Origin of the sequence: Vibrio sp. 1159 (assembly GCF_033340395.1) — a bacterium.
Taxonomy (GTDB): domain Bacteria; phylum Pseudomonadota; class Gammaproteobacteria; order Enterobacterales; family Vibrionaceae; genus Vibrio; species Vibrio alginolyticus.
Map to the genome: position 1 here is coordinate 22,524 of NZ_JAWOWL010000035.1, position 13,954 is coordinate 36,477.

Sequence of the window (13,954 nt, forward strand, 5' to 3'; positions counted from 1 at the left end):
GATTATTTTTGTTCGCTTTGCACGGTAAGTCTATGCATACTCCGCACTTTTGGAGGTCAAGATGCATACAGCATTCGAACAAATTTTCGATCTTGGCCCATTCAGTTGGCCTGCCCTACTATGCTGCGCCATTAATGGGCTCATGATCGGTATAGAGCGCCAAACTCGTGGTAAACCGGTTGGCATTCGCACAGCAATATTAATTATTTCAGGCACCTACCTGTTTATGTCGATGGCAGTGTCGTTATCGCCAAATACTCTTGATCAAGCACGAGTGCTTGGTCAGATCATTACTGGCGTCGGCTTCTTAGGCGCTGGCGTTATGATGACACTTGATGGAAAAATCCATGGCGTAACATCCGCGGCTGTAATATGGGTGCTAGCAGGTTTAGGTTTGATGATAGGTTTAGGTTATTTAACGCAGTCGGTGGTTATTACTCTCCTGACATTAACCGTGTTGTTAGGTGTGGATAAAGCAGAAAACCACATCAAAGCATTACGCCGCGGTGTTCATCAAAGAATTCAACAACGCAAAACTTCATCACGATTAATTAAATAGTTAACGCTCCGAGAAACTCGCTTCATCCCATCTGTAATTAAAAAGCCCTCGACGAACATCGAGGGCTTTCTGTATATAAAGATTCTGACTTTCTCAGGGATTACTTAGCAAAGTTGATGAGTGGGAAACACTTGAAGAAACCGTTATCCGCACAGTTCAAAAGACCAATTTGCACGCCATCGATTTGATCGGTCATGTTGAAGAAACCAAACTGGAAATTAGACTTCTTAGAGATACTCGCTAAGCCCACATCCGCCATGGTGTAGCCTTCAGAATAGTTCACCGCGCTCCAGTTCAAGCCTTTTACGTTGTTCGTAATGTTAACAGCACCCAAGTTAACACCCGTCGTCTGACCTTGGTTCCAGTTAACTAAGCCTAAAGACGCGCCTTTCATTTCTTGATTTACTTTTGCTGCGCCAAAAAACAGACCGAAGTTCACACCTGTCGTACGATCCGTTTCTGACATACCAAGCAGTGAAAAGTCGACACCTTTAACCTCATTTACCTGCCCATGCAGCACAGCTAAACGAACGCCACCAACTGAAGAATTAGAAGGTGCGTTTGTGTTATCGATAGTAGAGAACATCACAGGTGTACTGTCGGCAAAAGCAACAGGTGATGCGATAGCGGCTGCAACCGCCAATGACGTCATAAGCTTTTTCATTTTCATCTCCATGATGGGAAGCAACAATTTACAACATAGTGTAATGTTCAGATTTTGCTCTGTCCCCGTTCAAAAAGTGTTAGCAATAGGTCAGATTTAACCATCTGACTCAAAAGAAAAAATATTTCTCTTCGATTTTTTGCTTCTGAAATGGCGCTTTTTACGCTCAAAAATTTCATGATAAGCCACACCAGAACGTCATGTTTCTCAGGTGACACGCATAAAAAAGTCGAGGCATCTGCCTCGACTTTTAAAGGTTTGGTCGGTTATCTTTCCGCTATAAGGTTTCCCTAGAGCGATGAGATAAGCTGGCTGTCGGGTAGCAGCGACGCATTACTGCGCCACCGCCCCCTAAGAACCGTACGTGCGAGTTTCCCCGCATACGGCTCAAGCCTTTATAAGCCCGTACTTGCATACGAGCCAGCAACAAAGATAAGCACTTCAATTAATGAAGTAGCGTCTCTCCGAATTTCTACTGATTATCACTCTTGTAAGCAAACCAGAAGACTACACCCACTAAGGCGATAGTTACTAACAAGCCTAACAGCCAGTACCACATATACATGACGAACCTCCTTCCTGTTCAAAACGTATTGTAGGGATTACCGTCAGAATCGACATCGATACCTTTGTGACCCATCATAGGTAGCCCCGTGGCTGGATTGTAGGATTTTCGTTTACGACTAACCCTAGGATGATTGTGTGCGTTGTCCTTCACAAACCTAATTACAGTTATAAGCAGGAACACGCTGAACGAAGCCAAAGCAAACTGCCAATGCACGAAAGTGACCCCAAGCCAAAATACTAACGCTGCAAAGCGATTTTTATGGATGAGGTTCAATAAGCGCATGAGCCAGAACACAATAGGAATGGCCATAACGCCCCATCCCCAAACTGTGTCAGTTACCATAACAAAACCCAATAACAGGAGAAACAGCCCAAAAACATTTACTAGATGTCTCATGACGCTCTCCCTACTGTTGGTTTTTCATTCAGTTGATTTGAGTCTATCTCAAGTTCCTTTTCGAGAGTAGCCCCCTCTGAATGTTGTCTATGGTGCAATTGCCTGTGACAGTTAATATGCAACATCATCAAATTCGAGCTCATGTCCGTGCCGCCATCCACTCTTCTGACGATATGGTGAATATCCCATTCATCTTCTGAGTGAAACTGCTGGTGACACACCGCACATTTGTAGTCTTGTCTTTCGACAATCTTCCATAGCTTCCAGTTACCCGCCAAAGATTTCTTCAATCTTTGCATTTTCAGACGCTCAAAATATTGCTCGTCTTCCGGTAGGTAACAATTCGCTGTTGCCCGAATTTTCACATGTTTATCGACTTTCACTCTCGCTGAACTCAGCAGGCGGTAGTGACCGTCTTCCCCTTTCGGTTTCGGTGCACTGAATACCCAGTTTCTATCACCCACTGTTTTAAAGTATTTTTCTTTAATCCAGCGTTTACGGCGATTCAAATGGATTCGGCGACACCACTGCCATAACATTTTCCAGATACGATAATCGATATACTTGAATGTCTCACTCGCACATACCCAGCGGTGGTAGTTGCACCATCCTCTGAGCATCGGGTTCAACTTCGCTATCACCGCTGAAGCTGGCACCGTTTTATGGCTGTTGAGATAATCTCGTATACCGCGCAGAAAATTCTTCACGTTTTTCTTTGACGGCTTAATCAACATCTTGCCGTCGTATTTACGCAAATTCTGCCCGAGAAAATCGAACCCGTCGTCTATGTGCGTGATCAGCGTTTTTTCTGCTGAAAGTTGCAGACCACGTTCGGCCATAAAGGCTTCAACAATGGGTAAAACCTCACCTTCCAGTAGCTCTTTCGAGATCCCAGTGACGATGAAGTCATCCGCATAACGCACATAGTTGACCTTAGTTTTGTAACTGGCTTTTGTGTTCTTCTTCCCGAAGTGGGATTCAAGCACCGTTTCCAGTCCGTCTAAGGCCATATTGGCGAGTACAGGTGAGATAATCCCACCTTGCGGTGTACCCGCCTCCGTCGAGTTAAACTTACCAGATTCCATGAATCCGGCTTTCAGCCACTTCTTGAGTATCGCCTTATCCAAAGGAATATTGGCGATAAGCCAATCATGACTGATAAAGTCAAAACACCCTTTGATATCACCCTCCAGTACCCAACGGGCACTGGCCTTGCGGCTGAGGTTCACGAAACATTGTTCGATAGCATCAGCACAAGAGCGATTCGGGCGAAAGCCATAGCTGTTTCGATCCGCCTTGGTTTCCGATATGGGTTCAAGAGCTAACAGGTATAGTGCCTGCATTGCTCTATCACGCATGGTTGGTATTCCCAGCGGCCTGCGTTTGCCATTGGCTTTAGGGATATAGACTCGCCTCAACGGCATTGGCTTGTAGCCTTTGCGCGTCAGTTGATCTATAGCTCCCCATTTCAAAGCAGGAGTGTTCCAGGTTTCTCCATCAACACCCGGTGTGTTTTTCCCTCTGTTTTCAGTGACGCGCCGAATGGCTATCACCTTGGCAGCAAACGAACGAGTTAACATGCGTTGCAGTCTTTTGACCTTTCGCCAGTCAGACTTTTTCGTTGCCTTTGCGATCCGCACCTGTAGCCCTCTCACCGTACGATACATTAGTGACCAATCGATGCTGTGCCACTGCTGTGCCTGGTGGGAGGATGCAGATACGTCAATTTGCATTGAAGTATGCACCTTGCTTTCCTCCATTAACGATAAGTTAAACAAGCAACACAAGGTGCATCTGTGCCCCATAGGGCAGAGATTTACCCTATGAGGCTTGAACTTGTTGCTGACAGTACCCGAAATCCTCAAATAGGAAAGGTAACGCCCACAATTGGACTCTGACAGTTTCAACTACCGTAAACTTGACGGCTTTACTGATTTTCACGCAATTAAAGACCAAGCAGACGTGGGCCCCGTTTCCGGTGAAAGCACGTTGGCTTTCTATCCAGCTCATTACAAGTTGGCTTTCGCTTTTTCTGCTCTCCTGTGCCCGCATCCTCAACAGCGCCTCTTACGAGTTGCCTGCCCTATTGGGGCAAAGATACGGGGTTTCCGAGTTCCGTTTTCATTACACGAGTTACTTAGGTTCTACCTATCCACCGATGGCGCATGAGTCAGCGTATCCCCAGATGTAAAAGAGATAACCGGCCATATACCTTTTGGTCAGAGCGTTAGTGACGACAAATCCTCCCAAAGGGATACTTAGTCGTCACGACAATAGCGTTACGCTCGTCGCGGCTGACGGTGTTTATCAGTAGTTCACTTACGTTAACCATATAACTCAGCCTAGCCCCTCAACCACCTGCTATTGGCGATTGTCTTAACCTTCACTTCGCAGCAAGGATTAACCACTTGCGTGGGGGTACATTGTCAGGAAGCTCCGCACACCGCGTTACCGCAGATGCACTATCCCTAGGCTACTATTGGCTGAACAATAGGTCTCACTGTCCAATCACCTACCCGTTCGAGTATGAAATTGGTTAAGACAATAATGAAAACAGCTTCGCACCGTGCAGGTGGCTCAAGCTTAAATAAGACACGAATATTCCCGTTACTTCACAGACACTGATAGCGCTGCTTCAACGTATATCATTCGCCTAAAGCGAGGGACACAGACTTTCGCCCATGCCTAAAATCGGACCTCTTACGAGGACCGATATTCGGGCTTGGGTTCAGCCCGAATATCGGGTTTTATTTATTTGCTATTTCGGCGGGTGGGATAGTAACCACAACACAAAGTTAGTGGTTACTATGGACGTAGCCCGCTCGGCTAGCTACCTACGCGACTCTCGTCGCACTACATCATGCCGCCCATACCGCCCATGCCACCCATGCCGCCCATGTCAGGCATCGCTGGCGCGTCTTTTTGCGGTAGGTCAGTAACCATCGCTTCAGTAGTGATCATCAGACCTGCAACCGATGCTGCGAATTGTAGTGCAGAACGAGTAACTTTAGTTGGGTCCAGGATACCCATTTCTAGCATGTCGCCGTATTCGCCTGTTGCCGCGTTGTAGCCGTAGCTACCTTCACCCGCTTTCACGTTGTTCGCAACCACTGAGTCTTCCTCACCTGCGTTCTTCGTGATTTGACGGATTGGCGCTTCCATTGCACGTAGTGCAACGCGGATACCAACGTTTTGTTCTTCGTTGTCACCCGTTAGGTGAGCAATCTTAGATGCCGCGCGGATAAGTGCAACACCACCACCAGCAACAACACCTTCTTCAACCGCTGCGCGAGTTGCGGCTAGCGCATCTTCTACACGGTCTTTCTTCTCTTTCATTTCAACTTCAGTCGCAGCACCAACTTTGATTACTGCAACACCGCCAGCCAGTTTAGCTACGCGCTCTTGTAGTTTCTCTTTGTCGTAGTCTGAAGTTGCGTCTTCGATTTGTTGACGAATCTGAGCAACACGGCCAGAGATCATCTCTTCTTCACCGATACCATCGATGATAGTCGTGTTTTCTTTCGTGATAGAAACACGCTTCGCTTGACCTAGATCTTCTAGTGCAACTTTTTCTAGCTCTAGACCGATCTCTTCAGAAATCACAGTACCGCCAGTTAGGATAGCGATGTCTTGTAGCATTGCTTTACGACGGTCACCGAAGCCAGGTGCTTTCACAGCTGCAACTTTTACGATGCCACGCATGTTGTTCACAACCAATGTTGCTAGCGCTTCGCCTTCCACATCTTCTGCAATGATAAGCAGTGGACGAGATGCTTTCGCGACAGCTTCTAGCGTTGGAAGAAGCTCACGAATGTTTGAGATCTTCTTGTCTACTAGAAGAATGAATGGGTTTTCTAGATCAACACTGCCTGATTCTTGGTTGTTGATGAAGTAAGGAGACAGGTAACCGCGGTCGAACTGCATACCTTCTACTACGTCTAACTCGTCTTGTAGCGCCTGACCTTCTTCAACCGTGATAACGCCATCACGACCCACACGCTCCATTGCTTCTGCAATGATATTACCTACGCTTGCGTCTGAGTTTGCAGAGATAGTACCAACCTGCGCGATCGCTTTTGTGTCGTTACATTCAACAGAAAGCTCTTTTAGTTGCTCAACTGCCGCGGCAACAGCTTTGTCGATACCACGCTTAAGATCCATTGGGTTCATGCCCGCTGCGACTGCTTTTAGACCTTCGTTAACGATAGATTGTGCTAGTACCGTTGCTGTTGTTGTACCGTCACCCGCTGCGTCGTTTGCTTTAGACGCAACTTCTTTAACCATTTGTGCGCCCATGTTCTGGAATTTATCTTCCAGCTCGATTTCACGCGCTACTGATACACCATCTTTAGTGATAGTTGGTGCACCAAAAGATTTGTCTAGAACGACATTACGTCCTTTAGGACCCAGTGTTACTTTTACTGCGTCAGCCAGAACGTTTACACCTTCCAGCATTTTAACTCGTGCGTCATTACCAAATTTAACGTCTTTAGCAGCCATCTTTGATTTCCTTTCTAAAATTCTTTGTGTGTAATTTCGTAATTGAATCTGAGCAAAAAATTACTCAATGATTGCTATTATTCAACGATCGCCATGATGTCGTTTTCAGACATGACAAGCACTTCTTTACCGTCGATTTTTTCAGTTTTTGTACCGTAACCTTCAGCGAAGATAACGGTATCACCGACTTTAACGTCTAGTGGCAGTACGGTGCCGTTTTCTAGGATGCGGCCTTTACCCACAGCTAGAACAACACCGCGAGTCGATTTTTCTGCAGCAGAACCAGTCAGAACGATGCCACCAGCAGACTTAGATTCAACTTCTTTACGTTCAACGATAACTCGGTCATGTAATGGACGAATGTTCATCGGTCGTCTCTCCTGAAAATTTCCATGTTTATTTGATAATTGTCCTTAGGGACTGTAGCCCCAGACACGTGATCCCTATATAAGGGGTCGAAGCAGCGATCCCAAGGGGGTGGCACAAAATTTTTGTGACTTAGTTAAAATAACGAACAACTAGGCAACGGTTTGCGTTAGAAATGCTCACTCGCTCGGCATCTCGCTTTCTTGTATCCTTGCAGTTTGCTCACCAGATAGTTGTCACACATGCAGGAAAATAACAAGCTGGAACCCCAAGCGACCGATAAGCATGGTTTGTTGACCGCACCCATTCCTGAAACGCTGCGGAAAATGACCGTACCCATGACTATGGGCATGATCGCAATTTTGATGTTTAACTTGGTGGACACGTTTTTTATCTCGTTGCTTGGCACTCAAGCGCTAGCAGCTATCAGCTATACCTTCCCTGTCACCTTTGCGGTTAACTGCATTACGATGGGGATTGGGATTGGACTATCGACCAATATTGGTCGCTTGCTTGGGCAAGGTCATGCACCACAAGCTGCACGGTTCACCACCCACGGTTTGTTATTAGCCGTGTTACTTGTGGCTATCGCGTCTTCTATTGGCTTTACCACCATTGCGCCATTGTTTCGTTTTCTTGGTGCGTCTGATGATCTCATCCCTCTTATTGAGCAGTATATGCAGGTCTGGTATCTCACCATTCCTCTGCTAGTGATCCCAATGGCGGGCAACAGTGCTATCCGAGCTACTGGCGACACAAAGACACCAGCAAAAGTCATGATGTTGGCTGGTTTGATTAATGGCATGCTCGATCCATTGTTGATTTTCGGGTATGGCCCTTTTCCGGAACTTGGCATTCAAGGCGCAGCCATAGCAAGTGCCTTTAGCTGGTTAGGTGCTTTGTGTGGCTCATTCTATGTGCTAATTAAACGGGAAAAATTGCTTGCTCAACCCCAATGGGCTTTGCTGAAACAAGACTGGCAACAGACACTAAAAATTGGTACCCCTGCAGCGCTATCAAACGCGATGAATCCGTTGTCCGGTGCCATTCTGATGATGCTGTTATCCAACCACGGTACAGCAGCGGTTGCTGCTTACGGGGCAGCGCAGCGTATTGAGTCCATATTGATTTTAGTATTGATGTCGCTGACCTCTGCCCTCACACCGTTTATGGCACAAAATTTAGGAGCCAAACAACCGCAACGAGCCTTTTCCGGTTTATTTATTAGCATGCGTTTTGCAGTGGTATTCCAAGGGTTTATCTTCTTGATGATGGTACCGCTGAGCATTCCTCTGGCTGCGCTGTTTTCTCAGGAAGATGCGGTGAAAAACCTGCTTTGGCATTATTTACTGGTGGTGCCATTTAGTTATGGCTTCCAAGGCATCGTGATGATGTTAGTCAGTGGTTTGAATGCGATGCACAAGCCATTGCGTGCATTCCAGTGGAGCTTTATGCGGCTGTTCATTTTTACCTTGCCATCGGCTTGGGTCGGGAGCCAAATCTACAGCATTGAAGGCTTGTTTATCGGTATCGCGGTTGGGAATACGTTGGGTGGGCTACTGGGCTACTTGTTTGCGCTGCGCGAGCGAAAATTAACGCTCATAGAGCAGAGCAGCGTGTCTTAACACTCGTCTATCGCTAGTTTCTTTTTGTTGATTCTCAAATACAAAAAAACCGCGGAAAGCCGCGGTTTTGTTTATCTATTTCAAGCTTGCTTAGAACAACTCTTCAGCAACTTTGTATAGATCGTTGCGTACTGGACGCTTCATGTTTTCGATTGCGTCGATGATATCGTGGTGAACAAGTTGCTCTTTCACGATACCTACACAACGACCACCATGACCTTCGATCAATAGGTGAACAGCGTAGTTACCCATACGAGATGCTAGTACGCGGTCAAATGCAGTTGGACGACCACCACGTTGGATGTGACCAAGTACTGTTGCACGAGTTTCACGACCTGTCGCGGCTTCGATGTCACGTGCTAGTTCATTAGCATCCATCATTAGCTCAGTAAGCGCGATGATCGCGTGTTTCTTACCTTTAGCGATACCATCTTGGATGTTGCTGATCAGCTTGTCTTTGTCTAGACCAGTTTCCGGAGTGATGATGTATTCACAACCGCCCGCAATTGCAGACATCAGAGTCAAATCACCACAGTGACGGCCCATGATTTCTACAATTGAAATGCGTTGGTGAGATGAAGAAGTATCACGTAAACGGTCGATTGCATCGATAACGGTGTTTAGTGCACTTAGGTAGCCCACAGTGTAATCCGTACCTGCGATATCGTTGTCGATTGTGCCCGGAAGACCGATACATGGGTAACCCATTTCAGTCAGTTTCTTCGCACCCATGTACGAACCATCACCACCGATTACCACTAGTGCATCGATACCATGTTTTTTCAGGTTCTCAATCGCTTTTTCACGAACTTCCACTTGTTTAAATTCAGGGAAACGTGCAGAACCTAGGAACGTACCACCTTTGTTGATCACATCTGAAACGCTAGAACGATCTAGCTTCTCGATGCGGCCTTCGTATAGGCCTAGGTAGCCGTCGTACACACCGAATACTTCCAATCCTTCGGATAGTGCTGTACGTACTACGCCGCGTATCGCAGCGTTCATACCAGGTGCGTCACCGCCACTTGTTAAAACACCGATCTTCTTAATCATGCTCACCCTCGATCTTTGGCAATCAATTATTTAATTTTCTTTTAGGCCCCTTGTTACCAAGCAACCTGCATAATCCAGAACTGTGCGTTATGTTACATTTCCTCTACAGGATTACCAATGAAAACGCACTTTTTTATGTAACTTTTCTACTTATGTAAGAGTATTACAGTTTCTCTATGAAACTTTGTTGATTCATATCAGGATCACGAATCTTAATAAGTATTGATGGAAAGATAGTCAATAAGTACCTGTTTGTCGTCGGGCTCTGATGGATTTTTCAAGCCTACCAATCTTGCGCTTTCTGCTCTTTCTCAGGTCCGAAAACGACAGACAATGGATCTTGATGGATCAGTACGTCCGCATCAGGAAACAGAGCCAATAAATTATCTTCCACTTTATCAGCAATGTAATGCGCCTCAATTAATCGTAAGTTATCGTCTAGCTCTAAATGCAACTGTATAAAGCGCGTCGGTCCTGACATTCGTGTGCGTAACTGATGCACACCCAATACCCCTTTTACGCTCAAACAAGCTTGGTTAATTTGCTCAAGCTCTTCATCGGGCAACTTTCTATCAAGTAAGGTTTGAATCGCTTCGCTGACCATTTTGAAAGCGCTATAAAGAATGAAGACACCAATACCAATCGCAAACACAGCATCCGCTTGAGTCACTCCAAAATAACTGAGCCCCAGAGCCACCATGATCGCAGCATTCATATACAAGTCAGTCTGATAATGCAGAGAATCCGCCGCTATTGCTTGGCTCCCCGTCACGCGAACCACATGTTTTTGGAACATCACCAAGCCAAGTGTGACCACAATCGCAAACAGCGATACATACACACCTAACTCCGGTGCGTGTAAAGCATGTGGGCGGAAAAATCGGTCAATCCCGTTAAGAATCAAAAATACTGCCGAGCCCGAAATAAACATTGCTTGGGCTAGGGCCGCTAAGGACTCAGCTTTACCATGTCCAAACGTATGTTCGCGGTCTGCCGGTTGTAAGGCGTAACGAACCACCACAAGATTCACAACCGAAGCCGCGATATCTAACATGGAGTCAATCAATGACGCCAATAAGCTCACTGAGCCGGTTACCCACCACGTGATGACTTTTACTATCAGAAGAAGCGTCGCCACAATGGTTGCAGTCCAAGCGGCGGTCGTAACTAAACGTGCGTATTGCTGTTTCATAATCAAAGAGTTAACTAAAACCATACGTTGAGTATATTGAATGACCATGAAATAACCAGATCAAAAAGAGGCAACCAATGGCTGCCTCTTTATATAACATCAATTCATGACTTAATTATTGCGCGACTTTTCCATGCGCTTGTGCATTCTGTCGCCACACTCTTGCATACGTTCATTTTGTAGCTCAACAAATTTCGCTTTCTGCTCAGGTGTTAATACGCTAAGCATTTGGTGCTTTCTTTCTAGCATTTGCACGCGACGTTCCGTTTGGCGCGCAACCATCTCTTTTGCTAATTCGGTAGCTTGAGCTTCATCAAAATTATCCGCCAGCAAAAGCGATTGCACTTTTGCGTGATGCGCTTGACGCTCAGTCATACGTGCTTCTTTGCCATCAGAGAATTTTGCTTTCATTTCCGCTTTGTTTGCTTCACGCATTTCTTTTAGCTGATCTTTTTGTGCATCAGTCAGGTCTAGTTGACGCATGACACCTCGGTCCATACCCATGCCGCATTCGTCACGAGGACCTTTATGATGGTTTTTACCACCGTAAGCGAATGCGCTTGCGGCGCCAAGAGTAAGAGGTAGAACAACAGCAGCTAACACAAGTTTTTTTGCAGACTTCATAATACGATTCCTTACACAGGTGAGTGGTTCTTCTGAGCTGTTCTCACAGCGCTTGAGTATAGAATACGACCCGCTAGGTAAAGCGACGTATAGGGAGCGTAAAGAATCGTAAAGAGTGATTTTTCTCCTCTTCGTTGCGCATCATTCCAATGTAATATTAGGCTATCGGTAACTTACTATAGGTGCCCCCATGGCAAACATTCTTTTAATCGATGACGATATCGAGCTAACCAGCTTATTAAAAGAAGTACTCAGTTTCGAAGGGTTTGACGTCAGCGAAGCAAATGACGGTGAAGCCGGCTTAGCCGCGATCAATGATAAGATTGATTTGATTTTGTTGGATGTCATGATGCCAAAACTCAATGGCATGGAAACGCTGAAACGCTTACGTGAAAATTGGGAAACTCCCGTCTTGATGCTGACCGCTAAAGGGGAAGAAATTGATCGCGTGATCGGCTTGGAACTGGGCGCGGATGATTATTTACCAAAACCTTTTAGTGACCGAGAGCTGTTAGCGCGAATCCGCGCGATTTTACGCCGCACTAGCAGCACACAAAAAAATACCAAAAACAGCGATTGCATTGAGTATCAAGAAATCCGCCTCTATCCCGGTAAGCAAGAAGCGTATTGTGAGCAACAGCTACTCGATCTCACGGCAACCGAGTTTGCGCTACTCACCCACTTCGTACAAAACCCAGGACAAGTGCTGACCAAAGAGACACTGAGCTTAGATGTGCTTGGTAAACGACTCGCTGCTTTTGATCGCGCTATCGATATGCATGTCTCGAACTTACGTAAAAAATTACCAGATCAAAGCAATGGCAAGCCGCGAATCAAAACCCTGCGTGGTCGTGGCTACATGCTGCTTGAGGAGGATTAATGCGCCTATCACGCATCAAACTGCCAAACATCAATAGCCTGTATGGACGCATCTTTGCCATTTTTTGGTTCACCATGTTATTAGTATTGATAGCCGTGCTATCACTGCCACATTTGGACCCACGCAAAGCTCGCGATATTCCAGAAGAACACTACAAACGTATGGTAGAAACGCGTGACTCAATCCAACAAAAATACAGCCAGCAAACTGATTTAGGCCGCATACTTTTTCGTATCGAGGGCAACCGCCACGGCAAGCACGACCCTCGCCCACGAGTGTTTTTTTCTGACTACAGCGGTAATGTTCTTACGACAGAAAAACGCAGCAATTTTCAATTGCGTGCCATGCAAAACTTTGTCACCAGTATCGAAGATTACAATAATCCAAAGCAGAAGCTGTATGGTCGATACATGATTGCGGGCCCAATTCCTATCACTTTGGCAGATTCCGATATCTTGATGTACGTGGGCTTCAAGTGGAATGAGCCACCACCTCTACTCCTGCGTCTGTTTGATCACCCATTCCAGCTCTTGCTTGCGGTCATGTTGGTTAGTACACCATTGCTGTTATGGCTTGCTTGGGCTTTGAGTCAGCCTGCACGTCGTCTTGAAGCCGCTGCTCAACGTGTAGCGAAAGGTGAATTTGTCACAGATCCAAATTTAGAAAAAGGTACGGCGGAATTTCGTCAAGCAGGCAGCAGCTTCAACCAGATGGTCGAAGCGGTTAATCAAATGATTTCAGGACAACAACGTTTGCTATCCGATATTTCTCACGAGCTGCGCTCACCTTTAACTCGTCTGCGCATGGCAAGCGCATTAGCGACGCGTAAACAAGGCGAAAGCCCAGAACTGACTCGTATCGATACCGAAGCGCAGCGCTTGGAACAGATGATCAGCGAACTATTAGAGCTTTCTCGCATGCAGGCGAACAGTCATATGACTCGCGAAACACAGCCACTAGAAAGTTTATGGGAAGAAATCATTAAAGATGCGCAGTTTGAAGCAGAGCAAATGGGCAAACAGCTACACTATTCAGAATTACCTAAGCGCAATATTTCCGGTAACCCTAAACTGCTGATGAGTGCGGTGGAAAATATCGTTCGTAACGCCATTTACTACGGAAAAGATGAGGTACAAATAGACATCAAAGCCGATGACGATACGCTTCGTATCACGGTTGACGATAATGGAGAAGGTGTACCAGAAGAGGAACTGGCCGCGATTTTTCGCCCGTTCTATCGCGTTTCCACGGCACGCGATCGCCACTCTGGCGGCACAGGTCTCGGCCTAACCATTACCGAAAGTGCCATTCGCCAGCACAGTGGCACGATCGCAGCCAGCCGAAGTCCTTTAGGCGGATTGCGTATGAGTATCACCTTACCGATCAATTGTTAGTCTCAATTTGATGAACTAACAATAATTCGCACCATATTTCTAGAGTGAGTGATTCACAGCCCCACCCTCACTTTAGAAATTGGTGAGGCTTCTTAGAATACCCTTACAAAGATCAAAGTTGATAATAATTATC

At 46.2% G+C, this 13,954-nt stretch carries 12 protein-coding genes; 4 read left to right on the forward strand and 8 right to left on the reverse strand.

Annotated elements, in window-relative coordinates:
- Nucleotides 1–61: 61 nt before the first annotated feature.
- The gene (locus R7127_RS21250) at nucleotides 62–559 is read left to right on the forward strand and encodes an MgtC/SapB family protein (protein ID WP_005381504.1); all 498 of its coding nucleotides are present in this window, start codon (nucleotides 62–64) and stop codon (nucleotides 557–559) included.
- Between the two features lie 100 nt (nucleotides 560–659).
- Here the strand turns inward: R7127_RS21250 and R7127_RS21255 are convergent, their stop codons facing one another.
- The 5 genes from R7127_RS21255 to R7127_RS21275 form a co-directional block, all read right to left on the reverse strand.
- The gene (locus R7127_RS21255; RefSeq protein WP_005381507.1) at nucleotides 660–1,223 is read right to left on the reverse strand and encodes a VC2662 family protein; all 564 of its coding nucleotides are present in this window, start codon (nucleotides 1,221–1,223) and stop codon (nucleotides 660–662) included.
- Between the two features lie 583 nt (nucleotides 1,224–1,806).
- On the reverse strand, nucleotides 1,807–2,187 hold the full coding sequence (locus tag R7127_RS21260; RefSeq protein ID WP_021024079.1) for a hypothetical protein: 381 nt from the start codon (nucleotides 2,185–2,187) through the stop codon (nucleotides 1,807–1,809).
- Nucleotides 2,184–3,920, reverse strand: coding sequence for a group II intron reverse transcriptase/maturase (ltrA, locus tag R7127_RS21265; protein ID WP_318142068.1), 1,737 nt, complete (start codon nucleotides 3,918–3,920; stop codon nucleotides 2,184–2,186). Before ltrA ends, R7127_RS21260 begins: the two co-directional genes overlap by 4 nt.
- Nucleotides 3,921–5,040: 1,120 nt before the next feature.
- Entirely contained in the window at nucleotides 5,041–6,687 is a 1,647-nt protein-coding gene (gene groL, locus R7127_RS21270) for a chaperonin GroEL (RefSeq protein ID WP_005381509.1), read from the reverse strand.
- Nucleotides 6,688–6,764: 77 nt separating this feature from the next.
- Nucleotides 6,765–7,055, reverse strand: a complete 291-nt coding sequence (locus tag R7127_RS21275) for a co-chaperone GroES (RefSeq protein WP_005381516.1) — start codon at nucleotides 7,053–7,055, stop codon at nucleotides 6,765–6,767.
- Between the two features lie 240 nt (nucleotides 7,056–7,295).
- Here R7127_RS21275 and R7127_RS21280 point away from each other — a divergent pair, with 240 nt between their 5' ends.
- Nucleotides 7,296–8,678 carry an MATE family efflux transporter gene (locus R7127_RS21280; RefSeq protein WP_318142069.1) on the forward strand — a complete coding sequence of 461 codons (1,383 nt, stop codon included), beginning with the start codon at nucleotides 7,296–7,298 and terminating at the stop codon, nucleotides 8,676–8,678.
- 90 nt (nucleotides 8,679–8,768) lie between these two features.
- On the opposite strand, the gene pfkA is transcribed toward R7127_RS21280, so the two are convergent.
- The 3 genes from pfkA to R7127_RS21295 form a co-directional block, all read right to left on the reverse strand.
- A complete protein-coding gene (gene pfkA, locus R7127_RS21285; protein ID WP_005381521.1) occupies nucleotides 8,769–9,731 on the reverse strand; it encodes a 6-phosphofructokinase in 963 nt (320 codons plus the stop codon).
- A gap of 283 nt (nucleotides 9,732–10,014) precedes the next feature.
- Nucleotides 10,015–10,923: a CDF family cation-efflux transporter FieF gene (gene fieF / locus R7127_RS21290; RefSeq protein WP_025768809.1), complete on the reverse strand. Its 909-nt coding sequence runs from the start codon at nucleotides 10,921–10,923 to the stop codon at nucleotides 10,015–10,017.
- A 111-nt stretch (nucleotides 10,924–11,034) separates the two neighbouring features.
- A complete protein-coding gene (locus R7127_RS21295) occupies nucleotides 11,035–11,547 on the reverse strand; it encodes a CpxP family protein (RefSeq protein WP_262585273.1) in 513 nt (170 codons plus the stop codon).
- Nucleotides 11,548–11,737: 190 nt separating this feature from the next.
- Here R7127_RS21295 and R7127_RS21300 point away from each other — a divergent pair, with 190 nt between their 5' ends.
- On the forward strand, nucleotides 11,738–12,427 hold the full coding sequence (locus tag R7127_RS21300) for a response regulator (protein ID WP_005382384.1): 690 nt from the start codon (nucleotides 11,738–11,740) through the stop codon (nucleotides 12,425–12,427).
- The gene (gene cpxA / locus R7127_RS21305) at nucleotides 12,427–13,821 is read left to right on the forward strand and encodes an envelope stress sensor histidine kinase CpxA (RefSeq protein WP_170894109.1); all 1,395 of its coding nucleotides are present in this window, start codon (nucleotides 12,427–12,429) and stop codon (nucleotides 13,819–13,821) included. The genes R7127_RS21300 and cpxA overlap by 1 nt, the downstream gene beginning before the upstream one ends.
- The last annotated feature ends 133 nt before the right edge of the window (nucleotides 13,822–13,954 follow it).

Excerpts from the sequence above, each read along its gene's own strand:
- R7127_RS21275 (WP_005381516.1), bottom strand. The coding sequence starts at position 7,055 with ATGAACATTCGTCCATTACATGACCGAGTTATCGTTGAACGTAAAGAA.
- R7127_RS21250 (WP_005381504.1), top strand. The coding sequence starts at position 62 with ATGCATACAGCATTCGAACAAATTTTCGATCTTGGCCCATTCAGTTGG.
- pfkA (WP_005381521.1), bottom strand. The coding sequence starts at position 9,731 with ATGATTAAGAAGATCGGTGTTTTAACAAGTGGCGGTGACGCACCTGGT.
- cpxA (WP_170894109.1), top strand. The coding sequence starts at position 12,427 with ATGCGCCTATCACGCATCAAACTGCCAAACATCAATAGCCTGTATGGA.
- R7127_RS21300 (WP_005382384.1), top strand. The coding sequence starts at position 11,738 with ATGGCAAACATTCTTTTAATCGATGACGATATCGAGCTAACCAGCTTA.
- fieF (WP_025768809.1), bottom strand. The coding sequence starts at position 10,923 with ATGAAACAGCAATACGCACGTTTAGTTACGACCGCCGCTTGGACTGCA.
- R7127_RS21295 (WP_262585273.1), bottom strand. The coding sequence starts at position 11,547 with ATGAAGTCTGCAAAAAAACTTGTGTTAGCTGCTGTTGTTCTACCTCTT.
- R7127_RS21260 (WP_021024079.1), bottom strand. The coding sequence starts at position 2,187 with ATGAGACATCTAGTAAATGTTTTTGGGCTGTTTCTCCTGTTATTGGGT.
- groL (WP_005381509.1), bottom strand. The coding sequence starts at position 6,687 with ATGGCTGCTAAAGACGTTAAATTTGGTAATGACGCACGAGTTAAAATG.
- ltrA (WP_318142068.1), bottom strand. The coding sequence starts at position 3,920 with ATGCAAATTGACGTATCTGCATCCTCCCACCAGGCACAGCAGTGGCAC.
- R7127_RS21255 (WP_005381507.1), bottom strand. The coding sequence starts at position 1,223 with ATGAAAAAGCTTATGACGTCATTGGCGGTTGCAGCCGCTATCGCATCA.
- R7127_RS21280 (WP_318142069.1), top strand. The coding sequence starts at position 7,296 with ATGCAGGAAAATAACAAGCTGGAACCCCAAGCGACCGATAAGCATGGT.